The following is a 24,699-nucleotide window of genomic DNA, read 5'->3' on the forward strand; positions in this document are numbered from 1 at the left end:
GAGGGAGGCCCTGTGTTGGAACGAGGAGAACGCCCCTGGGGGACCTATACGGTCCTTGAGGAAAACACCAGTTACAAGATCAAGCGGATCGAAGTGAATCCGGGGCAGCGGCTGTCGCTCCAGATGCACCACCACCGGAGCGAGCACTGGATCGTGGTTTCCGGCACTGCCAGGGTGACCTGCGGTGATGAGGAGTATGTGGTCAACGTGAACGAGTCCACCTTCATTCCCATCGGCCGGAACCACCGGCTGGAGAACCCCGGCAAGATCCCCCTTGTCATCATCGAGGTACAGAGCGGCGAGTATCTGGGCGAAGACGACATTGTCCGCTTCGACGACGACTACAATCGCTGTGAGCCGGGAACGGAGACTTTCTCCGGAGAAACTGATTAGGCGACAACGGCGTCTCCTCGCCAGGACGGTAGCCGCATAGTATCGACCGGTTGAAGGACGGGGCGTCGCCCCCCCAGTGACACGTATCCCAAAGGAAAATAGGTGTATTGAAAAAGGAGCCGAGCGGCTCCTTTTTTTATTTCTTCTACGGATCTCCTCCGGCGCGCCGGGGAAATTACCCCTGCGATTGTACGAGAACAGGCTTGATTATTGCATTTTTTTCATTCAAACATTTGCAGATAAGATACAACTTGCTGATATTGCATATTTGTGTGAGTGGCTCACCCATGTTGCCGGCTATTTGGCTAAGGATGGTGTCAATAACTTGTTGATTGGATTATTAGGTATATAAGAGATATTCACTAATGATCTGAGGCGCTTGTAAACAAGAGCGTGATATTCAGTCGTTTGACGTAATCTGTGCTTTGCATTGCAATGGGGGAGGGGCGGCGTGGTAGGCAAGAGCACTTGTCGGAGAGTTGGCTCGTCGTTGATGCTATTGTTTGTCGGTGTCTTGTCACTGGCCGGCCCAGCCGAAGGAGCGCTGGAATGTTACAACTGCCACGGCTCTTCGAGCCCGGTGGATTACCGGCCCGCCGACAATGCCTACCGCAACATAAGCTCGGGCGGTTTTCAGGGGAACCACCGAACCCACATGGACGCCTCCGCCGTGCCTGGCAGCTGCTCCCAATGCCATCCGGGGAGCGCTTCGTACACTGCTTCTCACCGCAACGGCAGCATCAGGATTTCGAGCCGCATCAACAATTCACCCCTTGCAACCGCCTTCCGCAACCATACCTCCTCCCCCCAGAGCGCAACTCCTACACCTGGAAGCTGCACGAACATCAACTGTCATTTCGAGGCAGCGACTCCGGTTTGGGGGTCGCTGCCCCTTGCTGTCCCTGCGGGCTGTTCCGCCTGCCACGGTGCCGCGCCAAACGATGGAAACCACCCGGCGGCGTCGGGGCCCGGCAAAAAGCACGGCGACTACCTGGGGACCGGGACGGGGAGCTGCACCTCGTGCCACACGGACCACACTGCCGATGCGCATCCCTTCGTCCACGCCACAAGCGTCGGCAAGCGCGCGCTCGTCGTAAAATTCACCAAGGCGCCCAACAGCGGCGGCACCTACAGCGGAGCCCTCACCTATCCCGGCTATTTGCCAAGCCAGAGCCCGACCCGCAACGGTACCTGCACCAACCTTTACTGCCACAGCGATGGCCGCGGCAATCCGCCCTTCACGACCGCGCGATGGTCCGATTCGGGCACCATCCAGTGCTATTCGTGCCATCGCGGCAGGAGTTCCGACAGTAATCAGGCCAACTGCACCAGCGTGGGAGGCACGTGGGACAGCGTCAAGACAAAGTGCTCTCCCTATCTCAACATGAGCAGCAACGGCCACAACAAGCTGGTGGGCTCCCACTGGATCCGGAAATACCCCTGCTCTTACTGCCACAATGCAACTACCGATGCGGCGGGGAACATCATCGACACGACGAAGCATGTAAACGGCACACGGGACGTGAAGATGGCGCCCCAGTGGAACATTGTCGGCCGGCCGGATGCGGCCTATGATCCGGCGACCAAGGTCTGTTCCAACGTCTACTGTCACAGCGACGGCACCACCGATCCCGAAACTGTTCGCGCCTTCCCCTGGACCGCCACCAAGGCCGGCTGCAACGACTGCCACGGCCACCTGCGGGGTGGATGTTCGGACGTCGGCTGCCATGACGGTGTGTTGAGAGCCGGAAAGGTCTGGACGCTTCCCGCGCGCTTCGGCACCCTCGGGTCATACAGCTTCCCCGCGGGACAGGAATGGATGGAGTCGATGCCGATGTTCGCCAACCAGGGGGCCGGCACTCCCCGCGCCAACTCCCATCCCCGCCACGCGGAAACGAATTTCAGCTGCGACAACTGCCATGCCGCCACCGTCATCGGCGACTGCGCCTCCTGCCACAGTGCCGGCATCCCCGTCGGGAGCATGGGAGAGTCTTCCCACCTGAACGGCACCTACCACGTGAACAAAACCAAGGACGTGGTCTTCAAGGACGGCGGCTCCTATAACCCGGTTGCCAAAACCTGCTCCAACACCAAGTGCCACACCAGTGGAACCGACCCGGTCTGGGGGGGGTCGGTAACGGGGGCGGTCACCTGTCTCGGCTGCCACGGGACGACCGGGGCGGACCAGGACGACTACAACTCATTCAACGGCACCCAGGCGCGCATAAGCCTCACCCAGTGGACGGTGTCCGGCCACGGCCGCTATTCCTCTGCCGGCGCCTATCCGGTGTCGGGGAACCCGGCGGCCAATTTCCCCGGTAACCCCTGCTGGTACTGCCACGACAACAATGCCCTGCACAAGGATGCCGCCAATCCATTCAGGCTCCGGATGCATCGCCAGTACGAGCGCCGTTTTGAGAAGGAGTGCGTCTACTGCCACATGACCCGCAGCGATGGCGAATGCATCGGCTGCCACGTGGGGCAGGTCGATTCCCTGGCCCCCCAGGCCACGGCCCTCGGTATTGTTTTCAGGCAGAGCAACTGGAGCACGGTAACGCATTTCCCTGGCCACACCCAGGTGACCGGCTGCACGGCCGTCAACTGCCATGACTCCGACAGCGGCACCTTCGCCACCGGCACCCACAAGGGGCACGACGTCAATACCGGAACCTGGACGGCGGATCAGAAGGATGATGTCAGGAACCAGTACCTGATGATGGGGGTCTGCCTCCAGTGCCACGACGATGACAGCGGCGGTCAGTGCAACGAGTGCCACCGGGCGCCCGACACCGACCCCATGAAGTACTCGCTCGGCTTCGATCCGCTGATGCCGGGGACCCGCTTCATCAAGCCGAAAAGGGCCCGGGCTTCGGCCGGCCATTTCGGCTATAAGCACTACCGTGCATTCAAGGATTCGGGCGGGTGGACAAAGATCCCGTCCGCTACCAAGTCACCCATCTGGGGTACCTATTCCAGTTACCAGGGAACCTGGAAGGGGGGAAAGTTCTGCTGGGACTGCCATGACCCCCACGGGGACTCCAATATCTACATGATCCACGACAAGGTGGCGACCACCTCCGATGGCCGTTTCGGCATCCCGAAAACCCGTGCCGACGTGGTCTTCATCAAGAAACAGAGCGGCCTCGACTATGCCCGGACCACGGCGCCCTACAACGGCATCTGCAACGTCTGTCATTCACCTTCCGCCAAGCACTTCACCAGCGCGAGCGGCGACGGCCACAACGTGAGCCGGGTCTGCACCACCTGCCACGAGCATCGCTTCGCCGACAGCCACGCCAACAAGCAGGCGTGCAACAGCTGCCACGAGAACGCCAAGCCGATCCCGAAGCATACCGCCTTCGGCCTGCCGCGGGACTGCACCAAGTGCCATTCGGGGACCATCGGCAAGCGGATGGACATCATGGGACAGCTCCGTTCCAACTCCCACCACTCGCAACGGGCCAGCGGAGAGATAAAAAACACCGATTGCTACCAGTGCCACTGGGAAGCCACACCCCAGGGGCTCATCGATGTGGACTACCACGAGGGATACAATTACAAGACGTACTCGTCGGTGAAGAATGCCAAGGTGGACCTGGTGGTCTGGAAGCCGAGGGTCCGCCCCACCTTCTACAACACCACCACGGCCATCCAGTTCCTGGCATCCAACATCGGTACTGCCTCGGAGCGGACCGAGGCGGCCAAGGTTACCAATCACTGCATAGGCTGTCACAGCGACCAGAACAACGACACCGATGTCTTCGGCGACTGCAAGACCCCGCGCCAGTATGCCTGGGACCGCTCCAGCGTTGCCGCCCGCTACCAGCAGACCGGCACCACGACGTGGGGCAAATACGCCGGCACGGCCAATGCCGCCAGGAAGAACCTGACCAAGGCATTTTCAGCCCACGGCAACGCGACGGCAAACCGGGGTGGCTGGAGCACCCAGACCGGCTACGACGGCGACATCCCCAATACCCGCGGCGGCGGCCAGGCCGTGCAGTGCTACGACTGCCACAGTTCCCACGGTTCAAAGGCCAACGGCACGACCACGAGCTACGTCACCTTCAACGGCACCAAGAATGGCGGCAACCTGAAGGAGACCCAGGCGGGCAAGGGGGGCTATGCCATGACCTACAAGGCGTCGTCGAACCCGGATATCAACTCGGTCAATCCGTACAATACCGGCGCCGGTCAGTGCTTCGACTGCCATCTGACAAAGAACAGCGGCATCACCCCCTGGGGCTATTCCTCCACCTTCGGCGCAATCTCCTCGGTGAGAGGCTATCGCGATACCGATAAGTTCGGCCAGGGCAAGGCGGGATACATGAAGCGGACGTCGTTCAAGGACCGCACCATTGTGGGGGGCCACTTCAAGCGATCATCGGCTCTCACGAACAGCGCCATGGGGACGATTGACGGTCTCTGCACCCCCTGCCATGACCCCCACGGAGTCAGTCCGTCGCTCGGCAGCGATCAGGCCTATGCCGTCCCGCTTTTGAAGGGGACCTGGCTGACCTCCCCCTACAAGGAAGAGTTCCCCTTGGACGGTGCAACCACCGGCACGCGCGGCAGTCGCTCATACCAGAACCCGACCCCCACCCCCTATGTCAACCTTGACCAGGGGACCTTCGGCTGGCGCCGGATCACGGAAGACGACACGAAGTTCGCCGGCCTCTGCATGCGGTGCCACCCCAAGTCGAACCTGACCGCCGGCGCCGACAAGACGAAACCCTGGAAGAGCCTTGACCGCGTTCACCAGACGGTGAAAGGGTGGGGCAAGAATGACATGCACACCTTTACCTGCTCCAAGTGTCACGTCCCCCACGTTTCGAGTCTCCCGCGGCTCATGCAGACCAACTGCCTCGATGTCACCCACCGCGGCCGGGTGGCTTCCGGCGGTGCTGCCGGAGAGGGAAGCGGCACATTCCCGAGAGGGAAGGGGCAAAGCCGGGTGAACTGCCACCCCACCGGCGTGTGGCCCGACAACTCCTGGAACACGAAGACGAAATGGTGATGGCGATGATTTATGCGATGAGACAATTGGTTCGTGGCATGGCAGTCGGTGCGATTTCACGGTTGATCTTGCTGCTCTTCCTTGTGGCGTTCATGGCGGTACCGGCCTTCGGTGCAGGCGGCGACAAGCTCCGGGATGCGGGAGACACCCCTCAGGCGGGCAAACAGGAGGCAAAGGCGTCGGTGGTGGATGGTAACGGACGGCTCATCGTTACCGGCTACCGTAACCTTGCGGGCCTGACCGATGACGACTACTGGACCGTGAAGTTCAATCCCGACGGCACGGTGGCGTGGCGCGCCTCCTACAACCGGGCGGGGGGCTCCGACCAGGCCACTGCCATCGCCGTGGACTCCAACAATGACGCCATCGTCACCGGCTTTGCCTGGAACGGCAGCAACTTTGACATCTACACGGTCAAGTACCGGGGGAGTGATGGCGCGACGCTCTGGGAGCATACCTACAATGCACCGGCCGGCGGCAACGACATCGGAACGGCCGTTGCCGTCGACGGGCTCAACAACGTCTATGTGGGCGGCTCTGTGCAGAACGCGTCCGGCAACGAGGATTACATCGTCCTGAAGTTCGGCGTGAACGGACCGAACCCCGACGGCACTCCCCTCTGGATCGCCACCTGGAACGGAACCGCCAACGGGACGGACAAGCTGGCGGCGATTGCCACGGGGCCGGGAGGCGTGGCCGTGACGGGGCAATCGTGGAACGGCACCGATTTCGACGTTCTCACCGTCAAGTACGACTATGCCGGCGCCAAGCTCTGGGAAAGCCGCTACAGCTCGGCGGGCGCCAATGCCGACGTGGGGCGGAAGGTGAGGGTGGACGGCTCGGGGAATGTCATCGTTGCCGCGTCGGTCAACAATGGCTCCAACGTTGACATCTATACGGCAAAGTACAATGGGGCCAATGGCGCCTTGCTCTGGAGCACCGCCTACAACGGACCGGCCAACATGGACGACGAGCCGGCCGCCCTTACGCTGGACGGAGGGGGAAACGTCTATGTAACGGGATACGCCACTACCCTCACCGGGAACGAGGACCTCGTCGTCATCCGGTACAATGGGTCCGACGGCACAAAGGCGTGGGACAGACTCTACGATTCGGGCTTGGGCGGGCACGACTTCGGCACCGACATCGTCCTCGACGCCGGCGGCAACGTCTATGTGAGCGGCTACACCCTCACGGGTGCCGGCACCACCGACATGCTCTGCGTCAAGTACCAGAACGGAGCCGCCAGTGTCAGCGAGCTCTGGCACACGGCCTTCAACGGAACGGCAGGCAAGAGCGACAAGGCGGTGGGGCTCGGCATCAAGACCACCGACAACGAGTTCGTGGTGGTCCTTGGGGGATGGTCCGATGTCTGGACCTCCGGCGCATCGGACTACGACTACTGGCAGGTCGTTTATGACGCCGGGAGCCTGAATCCGCCGAGCAACCTGACCGCGACGGTCCTCTCCAACACCTCCGTCAAGATCGATTGGACCGACAACTCCACCAACGAGGACGGCTTCCGCATCGAGCGCAAGCTCACCAGCGAGGGGACCTGGGCCGAGGTCGGCACGGTGGGGGCCAACGTGACCACCTTCACCGACACGGGGCTCACGGCCAACAGCACCTACTACTACCGGGTCCGTTCCTACAATGCCCTTAACGGCAGCTCAAACCCCTCCGACGAGATTAGCGTCATCACCCTGTATGTGAACTATCTCGCGCCGGTCTGGAACTACGTCTTCAACAGCAGCGACAACAGCGAGGACTACGCGGAAGCGATCGCCGTGGGGCCCGACAACAACCCCGTGGTCACGGGCTATAGCCTGGCCACCTTGACCGGTTTCGACTACTACACGGTCAAACTCGACCATACAACCGGAGCACTCCTCTGGTCAGAGCGCTACAACGATGTCGACAGCGAACTCGACATCGCAAAGAGCGTGGTTGTTGACGGAAACAACACCGCCATCGTGACCGGGTACTCGTCCCTCTACTACGCGCCGGCGGCCAAGAACATCAACTCCGTCTTTACGCTCAAGTATCCCGCTGCCGGGGGGACTCCCCTCTGGGAAGGGCAGTACAACGGTCCCGGCGGCATCGACGACCGGGCACGGGCCATCGCTACCGCCGTCGACGGCTCCAACAGCATGGCAGTGGTGGGCTACGGAAAGAACGCCGCCAACAATGACGATATCTACCTGATCAAGTACGCTGCCACCCCCTCGCTGGACGGTTTCGGCAAGGCGATTCCCGCTTGGTCCGCCACCCCCTACGACGGCGGCGGAAACGATTATCCCTCGGCCGTTGCCTTTGACAAGGACGGGAACATCGTCATTACCGGCTACCGTCACAACGGCATCAACTACGACATCTACACCGCCAAATACAACGGCGCAACCGGCGCCAAAATCTGGGACCACATCCTCGACGGCGCCGGCCACGGGGACGACTATGGCCAGAGCCTGGCCGTGGACGCGGCGGGTAACGTCTACGTCACCGGCAGCACCCGCAACGCCGCGGGCAACGACGACATTATCCTCGTCAAGTATGACGGAAAGACGGTGCCCACCGCCGGCCGGGTCATCTGGCAGAAGAGCTACGACGGCACGACCGCCGGCAACCCCAATGCCGACGACAAGGGGATCACGGTCAAATACGACCTGATCGACGACACCGTGGTTGTGGCCGGCACGACCCTCACGGGAGCCGGCGACCACGACTTCATCATCATCCGCTACAGCAGCGCCGGAAACGTGGTCTGGCAGAAGGTCCACCTCCGCCCCTCAAGCGATGACTATGCAACCGCCATGGCCATGGATGTCAGCGGCAACGTCAGTGTCGTCGGCTATACGGGGCCTGCCAGCGGATTGACCACCGATGCCATGGTGGTGAAATTCGACTACGCGGGAAACCTCATCGCCGCCACCATCTATAACGGCGCTGCCAACGGCTACGACCAGGCCCTGGCGGTGACGGTCAACTCCCTGGGCGAGACCCTGGTGGCGGGGTATACCACCAACGCTACGGGAAACGCCGATTACCTCGTTTTCAAGGGAGACGGCACGCCGCTGCAGGCGAGCTCCCCCTTTACCGCCTCTCCCTTCTACACGAAGGCCGATCTCGCCTGGACCGATACCTCCACCGGCGAGGACGGGTTCACCATCGAGCGGAAGGTGGGGAGCTGCACCTCGGCCAACCCCTGGCAGCTGCTCACTACCACTGCCGCCAATACGACCGCCTACTCGGATACGGGGCTCAACGTCGGCGAAGAGTACTGCTACCGCGTCCGGCCATTCAAGAGCGGGCAGCCGGACCAGCGCTGGATCGAACGCGATATCGTACTTACCAGTCCGCCGCCCCCCGGCGCCGTGACCCCTGTTGCCGCCAATACCACCACCGTCAATCTCACCTGGCAGGACAACATCACCGGCGAGACCGGTTTCCGCATCTTCCGCTGCCCCGGGAGCACTGTGTCCTGCAGTGCCGCGGATTACGCGGAGATCGGCTCCGTCGCGTCCAACGTCACCACCTACAGCGACACCGGCGTCACCGCCGCCACCACATACACCTACAAGGTTCTTTCCTACAAGACCGCTGACTGGCAGTCACAGTTCTCCACGCCGGCCAGCGCCACGACGCCGACGCCATCAGCCCCGACCGGTCTTACCGCCACAAGAGCGAGCGAAGGGCAGATCAACCTCGCCTGGAGCGACGCGAACAACGACGAGACCGGCTTCAAAATCGAACGCTGCTCAGGGACGGGATGCAGCAATTTCGTCCAGATCGACACGGTTGCCGCCAATGCCACCTCCTACAGCGATATCGTGGCGGTACAGCCGAATACGCTCTACCGCTACCAGATCCGGGCATACAAGACGTCGACCGCCGGCTGGAACGGCCCCTACAGCGGAATCGCCGAGGCAACCACCACCTCCGTGGCCCCCAGCCTGACGTCGGCCACGGCGGCGGACACCACCACCGTAAGCCTTGCCTGGACCGACACGGCCGGATCGGAAACCGGTTACAATGTCGAGCGCTGCCTTGGTACGACCTGCGCCGAGCCGGATTACAGCGGCGTTATCCTTACCGCGGCCAATGCGACAAGCGTTTCAGACGCATCAGCCTGTAATACGACGACCTATACCTACCGGGTTCGCCCCGTAAACCAGGGCCTTTCACGCGGCAACGGCGGCACCTGGGTCCGGAAGGTTCCCCTCACCATTGCCAATTTCCAGCCATACTTCCAGACGAAGGTCGTCATCCCCTACGATGCCGACATGAAGGCCGATTTCACCGACATCCGCTTCTACGACGAGACGACCCAAAGGGAGATTCCCTACTGGATCGAGAGCGGGACCAACAGCACGACCGCCACATTCTGGATTAAAACCGGCGGGTTCAATGCGATTTCCCTGTATTACGGTAACGGGAGCGCCACGGGCGCCGGCAACGGTCCGCTGGTCTTCGAGCTCTTCGACGGCTTCGCTTCCGCAGTCATAGACACCTCAAAGTGGACCACGTCGGGCGCCTATTATTCCCAGAGCGGCGGAGAGTTCCTGTCGAGCGGCGGCCCGGGGAGCTGGTCCACGGGGATGTACTCCGTGACTAACTTCAGCCGTCCCTTCGTCTTCGAGGTGAACCACTACCGCTCGGGCGGCCAATATATGATGCCGGGTATCAAATCGACTACCACCGGCGTCAGCTACACCGATTTCACCTATGTGGCCTACCCCATCTATGACGGCGGCGGGAACCGCCTGGCGGTCTACGAGGATGGAAACAGCCGCGGGGACAACAAGAAGGCGATCTCTTCGGACGTTTGGCAATACTTCCGGTTTGAAGTCCTGCCGACCACGGGGGCCAATTACTATCACGGCACCAGTTCCAGCGACGCTACGTCCTTTTATGCCAGCACCTACAGTACGGCCGCATCGTTCAAGGTGGGCTTCGCCAACTACAACCAGGTATTCAAACTCGACAACGCGCGGGTTCGCAAGTACGCAGTCCCTGAGCCCACAGTAACGTTGGGGGCAAAGACGGTCTTTGGCGGCACCTTTCCGATCATGTGGAACGGTCTTGCCAGCAACACCCTCAGCGTGACGACGCCAACGCCCACTGCCCCCTCAGGGTTCACGGCCACCCGCGCCACCGAAGTCCAGATCAACCTGGCCTGGACCGACACCACGAGCGACGAGACCGGGTTTAGGGTTTACCGCTGTGCGGGCGCTGGCTGTTCCGTATTCAGCCAGGTGGGGATCGACCTCCCGGCAAACACCACATCGTTCAACGACACCGGCCTGACCCCCGGCACGAGCTATACGTACAAGGTGGCGGCCTTCAAGACCGCCTCGTGCGGCTGGGAGGTGCCAAGCGCCACCGCCACCGCCGAGACGACGGTCCTCCCTCCGGCGGCCTTTGCCGGCAGCGCCGCGGTAACCACCGGGTGCGAGGATATCCGCGCGGTTGATTCCGACGGGACAACTCTTCTCAGCCAGTGGGTTCAGCAGCTCCAGTGCAACACAACCGGCACCAGAATCTGGCAGAAAGTCCCCTCCATCCCAGTGGGGGCCAAGACCCTCTACTATTACTACGGCAGTACCACGGCACCGTCCGTGGACAGCGGCGACGCCACCTTCGAGTTCTTCGACGACTTCAACGGCACTGCCATCGACAGCGCCAAGTGGACCCAGACCCTCGGCAGCGCCGGCGACTTCTCCGTTCAGAACGGGACCCTGCGGGGTAACAACACTAACGGCCGCCTGGTGTCGAAGTTCAACCTCCTGAACGGGATGCTCGCCACCCTCAAGGTGAAGACAACGACCCTGGCTGCCAACCCCCACATGATCGGCGGCGTCTACAACGGGACCTACGACTACTTCGGCATCTCGGTGGGACCCAACCACGGCGGGTACAACCTTTACACCGAGGGGATCGTTTCCGTGAACGCCACCTCGGTACCGGCCAACAACATGGGCTATTCGATATACAGTGCCGATGGCTCTACCACGACGATCCAGGGATACAACTGGGACACCGGCGCCTGGTACATCAGCCCGACGAACAAAAGCTATTCCATCAACAACAAACCCCTTGCCCTGGGCCGCGCTTATTACTGGGACTACTACGGCGGCCAGACCTACCAGACCGACTGGGACTGGGTCCTCGTGCGAAAGCTGGCTACGGTTGTTCCGACCGCCACCGCCGGCACGAAGGAGTACGGGCCCTTCACCATCGGCGGCTCAAGCTTTGCCGCACGTATTCCCATTTCTCTTAACCATACGGCCACGGGGGCTGCGGCCCTCACCAACTATCAGGCAGTGCTGCCGCTGCTCGATACGACCCCCCTTGCCACGGACCGGATAACGCTCTCCTGGACCGACAATGCCGGATCGGAAACCGGCTTCAGCATCGAGCGCTGCACCGGCGCCACCTGCAGCACCACCTTCTCGGTGATGAATACCTTCACCGTTTCCGCCAATGCCACCTCCTATGTGGACCGGGCGGTGGACGCGGCCCAGACCTACTGCTACCGGATGAAGACGTTGATCCCCACCGGCGATTCGGCCTACTCAGGCGTCGTCTGCAAGAGCACCTCGACCCCGACGCCGCCTGCCAGCCTGGTGACGACGGTGAGCGGCACCCGGGTCGATCTCAGCTGGAGCGACACCACCGCCAACGAGGACGGTTTCCAGATCGAGCGCTGCTCGGGTCTCAACTGCGATTTCACCACCCTCGACGGCGGCTTCCCGGTGGTCATTCCCCAAAACGCGACCGCCACGGCCTCGTACAGCGACACCTCAGCCTGCGCCGGGACGTACATGTACCGGGTGAAGTCCATCAAACCGTGGGTCACCGGTTGGCCTGCAACTTACACCAGCGCGGCTTCAGCCACCCTCTCCGCGCCCGTGGCGCCGTCGGCCCTCACGGCCATCGCCCAATCCGAGGTCTCCGTCGTCCTTGGCTGGACCGACAACACGAGCGACGAAACCGGCTTCAAGATCGAGCGGTGCACCGGCACCGGCTGCACGACGTTCAGCCAGATTGCCACCGTCGCCGCCAACGTGACGGGCTACACCGACTACAGCCGCCTTCCCAACACGACCTACCGCTACCGCGTGCGGGCCTACAAGGGGGGAGGGTGCGGCTGGGACACCCCCTACAGCGCCGAACAGGAGGTTGCCACCACCGTACCGGTTCCCATGGGTTTGACCCTCACCACGCCGTCCAGTACCCAGGTGGCGGCTTCGTGGACCGACACCACGTTCTCGGAAACCTCCTTCAAGATCGAAAGGTGCCAGGATGTCGGCTGCTCGGTCTTCAGCCAGATCGGCTCGGTCGCTTCAGGTGTCACTTCCTATACCGATTCGAGCGTCTGCAGCGGCACAACCTACACGTATCAGGTCCGACCCGTCAACGAAGGGTTCTCCTTCCCTGGCGGCGGTTGCTGGAGCAGGCGCGTTCCGCTGACCCTGACGAATTTCCAGCCCAACTTCCTCGTGAAGCTCACCGTGCCGTACAACGCCGCCATGAAGGCCACCTTTGACGACCTGCGGTTCATCGACACCGGCACCGGCGTGGAACTTCCCTACTGGATCGAAAGCAAAACCGACAGTGTGACGGCTTCCGTCTGGATCAAGACCGACAAGACCGCCTCTGTCTACCTCTACTACGGCAACTCGAGCGCGACGGCGACCAGTTCCCAGGCGGCGCTCTTTGGTTCTGGTCTCATGGCCTACTACCCCTTCAGTGAGAATGCCGGCACCATCTCCGGCACCACGAAGGACCTGAGCGGCATCGGCAATGACCTTACCCTGAACAGCTTTGCCGCGCCCTACGGCATCGTGAGCGGCGGTCCCTACGGCAACGCCCTCAGTCTGAACGGCAGCGGGCAGTGGGCCAGTCGGGGAGCACCGAACATCCCGAGCGGCAGTGTCGCCACGGTGGAGGCATGGATCTATCCCAAGGCTTATGGCGATGCCACATACAACGGTATCGTCTCCTGGAGCGGCAGGGGCTGCAACGGCCTCGGCTTTGCCCTGAGCATCCAGAACAGCGGCCGTCCCAGTATGCCGACCTGGTGCAACGACTACGTGCCGGGGAGCGGCGCCACGGCCACCCTCAACACCTGGAACCATGTGGCGGCGGTCCTGAACGGCCAGACGGCCACGCTCTACGTGAATGGCCAGCAGGTGGGGACCACAACGCTCCCCTATCTGCCGAATCTCTCCTCCGTCAACCTGGCGGTCGGTGTCCTCGACTATCCCGGCCGCTACTTCAACGGCCTTATAGACGAGGTGCGGATTTACAACCGCGCGCTGACCTCCCAGGAGATTGCGTCCCGGTATGCCGCAACCATCCCTACGGTGGCTCTCGGGGCAGAGGAGCTGGCTGGGGGCTGCTATACCTACGACTGGCTCTATACCGGGCAGCCGAGCGCCCCAAAAACGATCACCACGCCGACCATCGCCGCCCCGACCGGTTTCAGCGCCACCCGTGCCAGCGAATCGCAGATCAACCTCGCCTGGACCGACACCAGCAGCGACGAAACCAACTTTGTCATCGAGCGCTGCAGCGGCGCCACATGCGACTTCAGCGTGGCCGACACCATTGAGCTGCCGGCAGGCACTACGTCCTATAGCGACGTTGCGCTTCTCCCCGACACCACATACCGGTACCGGCTCCGCGCCAAGCGGACGGCATCCTGCACCTCCTACAGCGCCTACAACACCAACGGTATCGTTTCGGCGACTACGACGGTCCTGGCCCCCGGCACCCTGACCGCCTCCGCATCCAGCAGCACCTCCGTCACCCTGCGCTGGACCGACAATTCACCCTCCGACACCGGTTTTCGGGTTGAGCGGTGTCTGGGGAACCCTTGCAGCAACTTCTCGCTCGTTGGCTATTCGTCGGGTCACGCCACCAGCTACGAGGACACCGGCGTCTGCCCCGGCACCGCCTACACCTACCAGGTCAAGGCGGTGAACGTGGGGCTCTCCTCCAGCGGGGGCGGTTCGTGGACTCGCCGTAAGCCGATCACCATCGCCAACTTCCAATCCAACTTCCAGACAAAGGTGACGGTTGCCTATGTCATCGGCATGAATACCGATTTCTCGGATATCCGCTTTATCGATCCCATCACCAACCAGGAGCTCCCCTACTGGATCGAGAAGAAGACCGACAGCTCCACTGCCACGGTCTGGGTGAAGACGAGGACCGGCAGCACCATCTACCTCTACTACGGCAACCCCAGCGCCGTCGACGTGGCCAGTGGCACCCTCGTCTTCGACTTTTTCGACGACTTCACCGGCGGCGCCATCGACACGGCCAAATGGACGGTCACCGACGGCACCGGCTTCTCGGTCTCCGGCGGGTATCTCCACGGCACCAATGTGACGGGGCGCCTGACATCCAAAGCCACCTATTCGCCGGGAGTCGTCCTCGACATCAAGGCGAAGACCACCTCGTTTGCCATCGACGGTCAGGCCATTGGCGGCTTATTTGCCGGGTCGTACAATAACGTGGGGTGGCTTGAGCACCCTGCCTATGTCCACTTTGTCAATAACAATTCCTACACCGCCAAGGGGGGAACCCCGACAACCGCCGCAAACATGCTTTACTCCATGGCCGTGATAGATGCGTCGTGGGTCAACATGCAGGTGACTAACTTCGATACCGGCGTCCTGTACTGGAATGCGGGGAACGTCAACAACGGCGTTGCCGCTGAATCCATCGTCCTGGGGCGCCGCTACGATAGCGATGCCTTCAACGACCAGCCCTACGCCACGGACTGGGACTGGATCAGGGTGCGCAAGTACGCGGCTGCCGAACCGTCGGCAACCGTCGGCGTCGAGGAACAGTCGGTCGGCTATACCTTCACCGCCGGGTACACAGGGCCTGCCAGCAACACCGCCACGGCAACCACTCCCGCTCCCGTGGCACCCGGGGCACTGACGGTCACGCCGGCAACAGACACCTCGCTCTCGCTCAGCTGGGGCGACCCGATTCCCGACGAGACCCGCTTTGTGATCTACGGGTGCAACAACGGTGACTGCTCCAGCGCAACGCAGATCGCCACCGTTGCGGGGGGGACGGCGATTTACACGCATCCGGGCCTCACCCCGTCGATCCAGTACTGCTACCGCGTCAAGGCAGAGAAAACCGCTGTCTGCACCACCGGCTGGGAGGCGCTCTACACGAACATCGCCTGCGGGACGACCATCTCCGCCCAGCCCCAGACCCTGACCGCCACCCCCCTCAATGCCTTCACGATCAGGCTGAATTGGGCCGACATGGCATCGGATGAAGAGGGGTACGAAATCGAGGTCAAGGCATGGAACGACAAGTGGGTGAAGACGGCCACGGTGGGTGCCAACGTTACCACCTATGTCGACGCCATCGGCATCGAACCCCTCAAGAGCTATACCTACCGGGTGCGGGCCTATCGGGGCAGCGATAAATCGCCTTACAGCAACACCGCGTCAGCCACGACCCAGGCCTATGTGCCGGGCGACAGCAACTGCAAATAGGAATGTTCATGGGCCGTGTGGGCCATACACCGGGGAGGTATGATGATTTTCAGGCTGCTGTGGGGAGCGGTTCTCTGTCTGCTTGTGGCGAGTGGCGCCGTGGCGTCCGGTCCGGTGCAGACCGGAACGTTGAGCGGACGGGTTTTGGGCGAGGGGGGAAATCCGCTGGCTAACGGCTCGGTTGTGCTGTTCAGGCGGGGCGCCGGTCCGCCGCCGGCCCCGGACCGGTACTGGCTGGTTCCCGATTATGTGGAGGATCTGGACGATGACGGCCGGTTTTCGGTCGCGGTGGAGGCGGGCGCTTACTACCTGGCGGCGATCAAGCGGAACAACCGCAAGGAGATCGGTCCGCCGAAGGATGGGGAGCTCTTTCTTGTTGCCGCCGATGCCAAGGGAATGCCTGCGACGTTCACCGTAAAGGGTGGGGAAACGGCCGGCGCCGGGACCATTGCCGGCGTTCGTCCCTTTGGCAAAGAAACGGCAGCGGCACGTCCCGCGGGGTTTACCGCCATTGAAGGGACAATCGTCGATGGGGATGGAAAACCCGTTGAGGGGGTCATCGTCTTTGCGTTCACCTCGCCAACAATGGTGGGAAAGCCGCTTTTCGTCTCGGAGCGGTCCGGCAAGGAGGGAAACTACCTTCTGCGGGTCGCGGCGGGCGGGGTGTATTATCTGAAGGTGAGGGATGTCTACGGCGGTGGGGAACCCGCCGAGGGGACTGTCTACGCAACCTTTGGGGGCGATATCCCCTCGGCGGTCAATGTGGACTATGGCGACGTAAAGAAGGGGGTCACCATTCCCGTCAGCCGCTTCGAGCGCCCCACCCGGAAGAAGGGGAACAGGTAACGCTCAACCGCGTCTTCTTCCAGTCAACGTCCCTGGAACGGAGATGAAAGCGATACGCTGATGGTCCGGCCACCCTGAGAGAATTTCACGCGCCGCTCGCCGATCTCGACCACCCGGGCGCCGGCAACCTCGGCCCCTTCTCCCACAAGGTTCCCGTTCACCACGGCCCGCCGCAGGCTCCGCTCCTCCTGCCAGGCAATGCCCGAGACGGTGAGGTTCGCCCCGGGATACTCGGAAGGTGCCGGCTGCTCCGCTGCGACAGAGTGCTGAACCGGTTTCGGCGCCGGTGCCGGTGCCGCGACGGGTGCTGGGGGCGCTGCCGGTTTCGCCGGTATGGCAGCCGGTGGCGCTTCCGTTGGGGTGGGCGTGAGGGGTGGGGGTGAAGGGACTGTGACCGGGGTCACCTCCTCAACGGGAAGTGGCCTGTTCCGGTCGACGGAGCGGGACTGCTCCGGTTTTTCACCTTCGGTTCCCTTCTTCAGCACGATGCCTGTCCCGACGCCCGCCGCCAGGAGGACGATGCCGGCGGCAACGAGGATGAAGGGCTTGCTTCCCCATGACCTCCCTGCGGATTCGATGCGGGTATGCCCCAGCACATCCGGTCGGATGTCAATGCCGCCACCCTGGCGGGCCTTGCGTTCCTGCTCCATTTTTCTCAGTGCATCGAGTATCAGGCTCATCGGCTCTGCTCTCCGTTTGATCGTGTCTGTGCCACTTTTCCCCGGGAACGGTCACCCGCCTCTGTCCGGGCAGCCGTTTTTCCTTGGGTGAGTCCGGGCGGAAAGAACCCTCCGGCTCTCCGGTAAAGGAGGAGCAGGGTCTTTTCCCCGGCCCTGCCGTCGGCATCGAGTCCCTCCGCCGTCTGGAAAGAGCGGATTGCCTCCTGGGTGACGGTGTCGTAGGTTCCGGATATCCCCCCTGCGTAGTAACCCGCCCCCTTCAGCAGTTCCTGCAGTTGTCCGACCGCCTTGCTCCTCCCCCCCGGCTTCAGCCGGGAGGGAATGCCATGAAAATTCTTCCAGATCACCGAAGCGCGGCCGCTCCAGAGTGTCGACAGCTCACCCCCGGTCAGGGTCGAGCGTCCGGCAATGGGTGGTTCGATGCCGATGCGCCCCTTGTCGAGGGAGGTCAGGGCCACGAGGCGTTTCCCCCCTTGGGGAAGGGTGATGTGGAGAAGGGCGGGGGTATCGAGGCGGGCCAGGTCATTGAGGGTGCCCGAGAGTTCGGTCACGGTCAGCCCCCGCTCCCGGGCAAGGGAGCGGAGATCGGCTGGTGACGGACTGGAGGCGACGGGCGGAGCCTGCCACGACCGGAGGATGGTATTGACCGCGGCCGAGAGGTTGTCCTTCTCCGGCACGGCGGCAAGGCCGGCCAAGGCCGCCGTGCGTTTGAGGGGTTGCTCGCCGGAAGCGGCCGGCTCGGTCGGGGGAGGGGATGCGGACGGAAGGGATTCGCCCCCTTCCCGCGTCACGGCGAAGGTCCCTGCCCCCAGGGCCGCCACCAGGATGAGGGCGGCAGCAAACGCGAAGCGTCGGGACGGCGAGGGGGGGCGGGCTTCCGTGGCCACGTCGGCAATGGCGGCGGCTGCCATGGCGGGCGAAACCTCGCGGGCCTCGGTGGTGTAGGCCAGGAGGAGTGCCCGGTCGCAGGCGGCGTTGATGAGCCGGGGAAGTCCCCCGGAAAAGCCGAATATCTTCTTTACGGCGCCGGCGGAGAAAATCACCGGTTCCCGCCCCCCGGCGGCGATCCTGATCCGGTGGCGGATATAGTTTTTCGTGTCGTCGAGCCCCATGGGCTCCAGGTGGTAGCGGACCGTGATCCGCTGGTCCAGTTGGCGGAGTTCCTGCCGGGCCAGGAGGTGTCTCAGTTCCGGCTGTCCCACGAGCACGATCTGGATCAGCTTGTCCCGCTCGGTCTCCAGGTTGGAGATGAGCCGGATCTGCTCCAGGACCTCGGGGGAGAGGTTCTGGGCCTCGTCGATGACCAGGACCACCGTATGGCCGGCCCGGTTTTCGTCCAGGAGGAAGCGGTTGAGGGTTTCGAGGAGCTCACTCTTCTCGGTGCTCGTGCCGGGGAGGCCGAACTCCCGGATGATTCCCTGCAAGAGCCCCAGGGGGGAAACCGTCGGGTTGAAGACGAGGGCGGTCCGATGGGTTTCCGGGTCGAGCTGGTTGAGGAAGGTCCGGATGACAGTGGTCTTCCCGGTGCCCACCTCTCCCGACAGCTCGATGAAGCCGGCGCGGGTGTCGATGCCATAGAGAAGGTGGGCGAACGCCTCCTGATGGCGCGAACTCAGGAAGAGGAACGCGGGGTTCGGGGTGAGGGCAAAGGGGTGTTCGCTGAAGCCGAAATGGTCGCAGTACATGGGGTTTCACCGAATCCGGCGGGGGGCCGGAGCGTGCTGGAAATAATCGGGAATCCCATTGGATATACGTGCCGGCGCCACGCCTTGTCAAGCTCTCTCGTGTCGGTAGTCATCGTTCAGGGAACGAATAAGGCCCCGCTGGAGCGGGGCCTTTCCGTTTGCATGATGGATGTTGCTGTTTCCGGCGTCAGAAGCCGCGCGGACTGGGGGTGAAGCCGAGGAAGTCGGCGCAGCCGCGTATGAAGCTTTCCATGAACACGCCACGGGCTGAAGGCTCGGCAACGGCGACTTCGGCAGGCTTGGCAGCCTTGGCCGGCCGCAGCGCGAGGCTCATGACCGCGCCGCCAATCAGGAGTGAGCCGGCCAGGGTGAAGGAGGTGGTGAAGCTGCCGGTCGAGGTGTTGAGCATCTCGGAAACGCGGCCCATTACGAAACCGCCCACGCCCCATGCGGTGAAGAGGAGGCCGTAGTTGAGGCCGTAGTTCTTGAGCCCCCAGTAGTCCTTGCTGAAAGAGGGGAAGAGGGAGAGGTTGGCGCCGTAGTTGAAGCCGATGAAAGTGGCCAGGAGCACGATGAGAACGGCATCGGGGTGCCCGGCTCCCACAAGGGGGATGGCGGCGAACATGAGGGCCGCCTGGAACACGAACATGATGCAGAGGGTTGCCATCCGGCCGATCTTGTCGGAAAGGATGCCGGCCACGACGCGGCCGCCCGCGTTGCCCAGCGCCATGATGGCAACCGCCAGGAACGCCATGGAGCCCATGCTCTTCTTGGCGATGCCGGCCACGCTGCCGATGACCATGAGGCCTGCGCCGGCGCCGATGAAGTAGGTGATCCAGAGGATATAGAACTTGCCCGACTTGAGCATTTCGCCCGCCGTTGCATTGACCGTCGGCTTGGCAGGCGCCGCCTTGGCTGCTGCGTCACTCTTGGGAGCGTCGGCCGGAACGTACCCGGCAGGAGGGTTCGCCAGGAAGAAGGAAAGGCCGCAGACCACAACCGCAAAGGCGGCGGCAAGGATGAGCATGGAGGTCTGGATCCCCACGGAGCCCAGGAGCCAGGTGGAGAGGGGGGCGATGTAGACCGGCGCCAGGCCGAAACCGGCCACGACGATGCCGGCGATGAGGCCCGTCTTGCTGGAGGGGAACCACTTGAGGGCCGGAGGGGTTGCCGCCGAGTACCCGAAGCCGAAGCCGGAGCCCGCCAGGATCCCGAAGCCGATCACCCAGGCCAGGTAGCTGTTGCTCTGGGAGAGGATGGCAAAGCCGGTGCCCACGAGAATGCCGCCGATGAGGGCCGTGCGGGCCGGACCGATCTTGTCCTGGGCCTTGCCGGCAATGATCATGGAGAAGGCGAAGGCGAGGCAGCAGATCGCATAGGGGTCGTTGATGGAGGCCTTATCCCAGTTGAATGCGCCGGGGCCGCCTTTCTCGATGGACGACTTGATCGCCCCCTTGAAGATGCTCCACGCGTAGAGAACTCCCAGGGCCAGGTTGATGCCTGTTCCCGCCAGGGTCACTTGCCATCCCCTGTTCTTGACCGTGTCCGACATGGTTGATACCTCCTTTTATGGACGTTCGCGACATTTAGCGATTTTTCATACATCTCTCCTTCAGCAACTTGCATACCATTGTTATAAAATTGGGTATATTTTATAAAACTTTGATAAATCGGTCGGTTATGGATGTTGATTGTTTGCGTGGCCAGAGGGTGATTGTTCCGGTGATTCGCAATCATGCAAAATTTAGTTATACGTTTGGCGGACTCAAGAGCGATGGTAAGGATGTGGTGGGGTTGTAATGGTTAGCAAAATCAAAGTGTTAGGCTTGGGGTTGGCGCGGGTGCGATTGATTCGCATGAATGCAAGGATAATGATTGCAGTAGCGATAATAAAAAAAGCCCGCCGAGGGCAGGCTTTATTTAGTTAAAATAAAAATACCGGGTCCGGTAGGTGTTATCCCACCTCGGCATACTCCCGCTCCCGGAACTCCACCCCCAGAGTCCCGGCAAGCCTCCGCACGGCCGCGATATCAATCCCCGGCACGGTGACCGCCGTGGCCACTACCTTCGGGATATGCTTCGTCGCTTCCGTGAGGAACCGGCAGATGCCGTCGAAACCCGCCGTGCCGAAGGGGGTGTTGCAGAGGCGGGCGTAGGTTTCGGCGTCGGCAGCGTTGAGGCTGACGGAGATGCAGTCGATAAGTCCCTCCAGTTCCGGCAGGACGTTGCGGCCATGGACCAGGTTCGCCTGGCCATCGGTATTGATCCGGATGCGGAGACCCCGCTTCTTGAGCTCGGCCGCCACTTCCCGGATGAGGTCGATGCGGAGCATCGGCTCACCGTAGCCGCAGAATACCACCTCGTCCACCGGGCCGGGATCGCCGATGGCAGCCATCACCTCGTCGAAGTTCGGCTCGTGGTCAAGCTGCAGGTAGTGCCCTTTCACGGTGAAGTCGTCGAACTTGGCGCAGAAGGAGCAGCGGTTGGAACAACGGTTGGTGATGTTGAGGTAGAGGGAGTTCCTGATCCGGTAGGCGATCCGGGCCGCCTGGTCCGTGCCGCCGATGCCGAAGAGCCGCCGGGCGTTGAGGGAGGTGATCCGCCCCACGTCCTCCAGGGTGAGCCCCTTCAGTTCCGCCACCTTCGCGGCGGTGAGCCGCACGAATGCCGGCTCGTTTCGTTTTCCCCGGTGGGGAACCGGCGAGAGGTAGGGGCAGTCGGTCTCGATAAGCAGGTGCTCGGTCCTGATGCCGCGCACCACCTCGCGGAGCTGCTCGTTGGAGGGGTAGGTGACGGTGCCGGGGATGGAGAGGTAAAATCCCATCTCCACGCATTCGCGCGCCATGGCCAGGTCGCCGGAAAAGCAGTGGAGCACCCCCCCCACTTCGGCGGCCTTTTCCTCCCGCAGGATCGCCATGACCCGGTCGTGGGCGTCCCGGTCGTGGACGATGATCGGCAGCGTCAGTTCCCGGGCGAGGCGGATGAAGTGGCGGAAAACCTGTTCCTGCTCGTCGCGGGGGGAGCGATCACGGTAGAAGTCGAGGCCGATCTCGCCGATGGCCACCACCTTCGGGTTCCCCTGGGCCAACTCTCGAATGACCTGGTAGCAGCGTTCGGTCACCCGCGAGGCGTCGTGGGGGTGGATTCCGACGGCGCAGTAGATGTGGTCGTGCTTGCGGGCCAGTTCGCAGGCTGCCTGGCTCGACTCAAGGTCTGCGCCGACGGTGATGATATGGGAGAGCCCCGCCTCGGCGGCGCGGCCGAGCACCTCGTCGAAGTCGGCGGCAAAGTCGTGGCCGTCGATGTGGGCATGGGTGTCAATGAGGAAACCGGTCTCGTTCATGATTGTTCCTTTTTCACGGTGCAACGTAAAAGGCGGCATGGTGATGCCGCTTGAAACAGAACTATCATGAATGTCCGTCCCCTGGCAAGGGCACAGAATCACGGCGTTGCCATCAGTGTCGGCATCCACTGCCAGACTCCTGTAGCGGTCGTAAGCATCCCTTGTTACCGTGCAATGTTCCGTGGTATACGGATTGTTGTATGGTATGCGGATGAAGGGGGGACGAGGTCTTGTCTGGAAATGCAGCACAGAGAGTCTCATTAATGTGCCGGGTCGGCGTCGGGATGGGAGGTACGGTTTCCTTTCTGGCGGCGGCAGTTCTCTTTGCGGGATGTTCGACGCCTCCCACTGCTAAAAAACGGGCATTGACGGAGCTTTCCGGGCTGCGGCAGCGGTCTGCCTCCAGTATTTCGCGCCAGGAGTACTGGAACATCGAGGAGACCGTGGCCCGGGCGGAATCCCACCTGGCCAGGGGTGAACGCAAGCGGGCAGAGGTTCTGTTCGATCTGGCCGCCGGCAAGGCAAAGCTCCTTTCTGAGCGCCTGGAGCTGGCTCAGGCAGAAAAGGACGAACCACAGCCGTCGAGCCGGGACGCGGTGTCGAAGCAGACCGCTGATTGGGATGACCAACTCCCCCCTCCGGCGATGGACAGCGTCTCCCCCTTGCCCCCCCCTGCTCCTGCAAGCCCGGCTATGGCTCCTCCCTCCGAGCATCTCCATCCCCGATCGGCGCCTGCGCCTGTTGAGCCGGCCGAACCGCAGCCCGGTGAAATGCGCTCCGTGGAGAGGGGGGAACCGGCCGAAGCGACCGAAACCGCCAGACCACGGTCTTCTGTGATCATCGGCAAGAGATTCTCCTACACCGTTGGCAAGGGTGAAAGCCTTCGCTATATCGGCGCTAAATTCGGGGTCAGCTGGCGGCGGCTGGCGCAGCTCAACCGGATCGACCCCCAGAAACCCCTCAGGGCCGGACAGGTGCTGCGTGTCGACACCCGCCGGATTGTCCCCCGCCAGATCGACGACGGCATTGTCATAAACATCCCTGATCGCACTCTCTACTATTTCCGTAACGGAGAGGTTGACCGGGTGCTTTCTGTCGCCGTGGGAAAACCGAAACCGGTAAATGATCCCGAAAAGCGCGACTGGCATACGCCGACCGGCAATTTTCGGATCATCGGAAAGGTGAAGGATCCCACCTGGCGTGTCCCCCCCTCCATCCGGAAGGAGATGAAGGAGCAGGGGAAGGAGGTGAAAACCATTGTCCCGCCGGGGAAGAAAAACCCTCTCGGGAAATACGCCCTGAAAACGTCAATACCAGGAATTCTTATCCACAGCACTAACTCGCCCGAATCGGTCTACAGTTTCAGCAGCCATGGCTGCATCAGGGTTTTTCCCGAATTCATGGAGGATTTCTTCAATTCCGTGACAGAGGAGACCACCGGAGAGATTATTTACGAGCCGGTAAAGATGACGGTTGCCGAGGGACAGGTGTTCCTTGAAGTGCACCAGGACATCTACAACCGCTACGAGAATCTCGATGAACAGGTGAAGAGCATCGCGCAGGAGCAGCACGTCGAGGAGAGAATAGACTGGAACAAGGTCCAACAGGTTCTGAAGAGGATGAACGGGGTACCCGAAAGGGTTTCGTTCTGATTTCCGCAGGGGCGTCGTCGTTGCCGGCTGTTTTTGTCCATGCGGCGTATCCTTTTTTCATGCACCAGGTACCGATGGATAATGTCCTGTAATATCAGTGTGTTGCGTAAGACTTTCGCGGGAGGATGAGTTTCATCCCCCCGCGTTTGTATGTCCCCCCTATACAAACACTCTCGGCCACAATACCTTTTAATACCAAGTCACAAATAATTACTTAATTATTATAGTGGGTTACAAGTTAGTAAAGTTTTTTCATCCTGCTGGCATGCCCGATGCTATGTAAAAGACAAAAGCAAGAAAAGGAGGATGCCATGAAAGCCATAGCCAACGCCCTGATCATCACGATAGCCACCGCCTCTTCAGCCTTTGCCGCCAGCGGCGCCGCCGCCGACGAAGGGGGATTCCTCGCCCCGCTGTTCCTGGCCCTGGGCGTCGCCGTCATCGCCTTCCAGACCATCCCGGCGATTATCCTGCTCGGCTCCATGGTGAAGGGGCTCTTCCCGGCCAGGAAAGAGGAAGCTGCCCGCTAGGTTTCGGGAACAATCCGGTCAGAG

10 protein-coding genes are annotated in these 24,699 nt (G+C 62.1%); 6 read left to right on the forward strand and 4 right to left on the reverse strand.

Going from position 1 to position 24,699, the window contains the following annotated elements; translation table 11 throughout:
• Window positions 1-15 precede the first annotated feature (15 nt).
• The 4 genes from KJB29_RS15455 (at window position 16) to KJB29_RS15470 (ending at window position 16,785) form a co-directional block, all read left to right on the forward strand.
• Window positions 16-393, forward strand: a complete 378-nt coding sequence (locus KJB29_RS15455) for a cupin domain-containing protein (RefSeq protein WP_187148449.1) — start codon at window positions 16-18, stop codon at window positions 391-393.
• 493 nt (window positions 394-886) lie between these two features.
• Window positions 887-5,410 carry a CxxxxCH/CxxCH domain c-type cytochrome gene (locus tag KJB29_RS15460; RefSeq protein ID WP_246561694.1) on the forward strand — a complete coding sequence of 1,508 codons (4,524 nt, stop codon included), beginning with the start codon at window positions 887-889 and terminating at the stop codon, window positions 5,408-5,410.
• Window positions 5,411-5,427: 17 nt separating this feature from the next.
• Window positions 5,428-15,939, forward strand: coding sequence for a DUF2341 domain-containing protein (locus KJB29_RS15465; protein ID WP_281412962.1), 10,512 nt, complete (start codon window positions 5,428-5,430; stop codon window positions 15,937-15,939).
• A gap of 42 nt (window positions 15,940-15,981) precedes the next feature.
• The gene (locus tag KJB29_RS15470; protein ID WP_215735305.1) at window positions 15,982-16,785 is read left to right on the forward strand and encodes a carboxypeptidase-like regulatory domain-containing protein; all 804 of its coding nucleotides are present in this window, start codon (window positions 15,982-15,984) and stop codon (window positions 16,783-16,785) included.
• A gap of 23 nt (window positions 16,786-16,808) precedes the next feature.
• On the opposite strand, the gene KJB29_RS15475 is transcribed toward KJB29_RS15470, so the two are convergent.
• From KJB29_RS15475 to KJB29_RS15490, 4 genes are all read right to left on the reverse strand, one after another.
• Window positions 16,809-17,465 (reverse strand): hypothetical protein, encoded by a 657-nt coding sequence (locus tag KJB29_RS15475; RefSeq protein ID WP_215735306.1) that lies wholly within the window; start codon window positions 17,463-17,465, stop codon window positions 16,809-16,811.
• Window positions 17,462-19,150 carry an AAA family ATPase gene (locus KJB29_RS15480; RefSeq protein ID WP_215735307.1) on the reverse strand — a complete coding sequence of 563 codons (1,689 nt, stop codon included), beginning with the start codon at window positions 19,148-19,150 and terminating at the stop codon, window positions 17,462-17,464. The genes KJB29_RS15475 and KJB29_RS15480 overlap by 4 nt, the downstream gene beginning before the upstream one ends.
• Window positions 19,151-19,337: 187 nt before the next feature.
• On the reverse strand, window positions 19,338-20,702 hold the full coding sequence (locus KJB29_RS15485; RefSeq protein WP_215735308.1) for an L-lactate MFS transporter: 1,365 nt from the start codon (window positions 20,700-20,702) through the stop codon (window positions 19,338-19,340).
• Between the two features lie 402 nt (window positions 20,703-21,104).
• Window positions 21,105-22,493 carry a TatD family hydrolase gene (locus KJB29_RS15490; protein ID WP_215735309.1) on the reverse strand — a complete coding sequence of 463 codons (1,389 nt, stop codon included), beginning with the start codon at window positions 22,491-22,493 and terminating at the stop codon, window positions 21,105-21,107.
• Between the two features lie 263 nt (window positions 22,494-22,756).
• On the opposite strand from KJB29_RS15490, the gene KJB29_RS15495 reads away from it, so the two are divergent.
• Window positions 22,757-24,145, forward strand: coding sequence for a L,D-transpeptidase family protein (locus KJB29_RS15495; protein ID WP_215735310.1), 1,389 nt, complete (start codon window positions 22,757-22,759; stop codon window positions 24,143-24,145).
• Between the two features lie 311 nt (window positions 24,146-24,456).
• A complete protein-coding gene (locus KJB29_RS15500) occupies window positions 24,457-24,675 on the forward strand; it encodes a hypothetical protein (protein WP_215735311.1) in 219 nt (72 codons plus the stop codon).
• The last annotated feature ends 24 nt before the right edge of the window (window positions 24,676-24,699 follow it).

It is taken from the genome of Geobacter grbiciae (assembly GCF_018531165.1).
Taxonomy (GTDB): domain Bacteria; phylum Desulfobacterota; class Desulfuromonadia; order Geobacterales; family Geobacteraceae; genus Geobacter; species Geobacter metallireducens.

Excerpts from the sequence above, each read along its gene's own strand:
- KJB29_RS15460 (WP_246561694.1), top strand. The coding sequence starts at position 887 with ATGCTATTGTTTGTCGGTGTCTTGTCACTGGCCGGCCCAGCCGAAGGA.
- KJB29_RS15465 (WP_281412962.1), top strand. The coding sequence starts at position 5,428 with ATGAGACAATTGGTTCGTGGCATGGCAGTCGGTGCGATTTCACGGTTG.
- KJB29_RS15470 (WP_215735305.1), top strand. The coding sequence starts at position 15,982 with ATGATTTTCAGGCTGCTGTGGGGAGCGGTTCTCTGTCTGCTTGTGGCG.
- KJB29_RS15475 (WP_215735306.1), bottom strand. The coding sequence starts at position 17,465 with ATGAGCCTGATACTCGATGCACTGAGAAAAATGGAGCAGGAACGCAAG.
- KJB29_RS15480 (WP_215735307.1), bottom strand. The coding sequence starts at position 19,150 with ATGTACTGCGACCATTTCGGCTTCAGCGAACACCCCTTTGCCCTCACC.
- KJB29_RS15485 (WP_215735308.1), bottom strand. The coding sequence starts at position 20,702 with ATGTCGGACACGGTCAAGAACAGGGGATGGCAAGTGACCCTGGCGGGA.
- KJB29_RS15490 (WP_215735309.1), bottom strand. The coding sequence starts at position 22,493 with ATGAACGAGACCGGTTTCCTCATTGACACCCATGCCCACATCGACGGC.
- KJB29_RS15495 (WP_215735310.1), top strand. The coding sequence starts at position 22,757 with ATGTGCCGGGTCGGCGTCGGGATGGGAGGTACGGTTTCCTTTCTGGCG.
- KJB29_RS15500 (WP_215735311.1), top strand. The coding sequence starts at position 24,457 with ATGAAAGCCATAGCCAACGCCCTGATCATCACGATAGCCACCGCCTCT.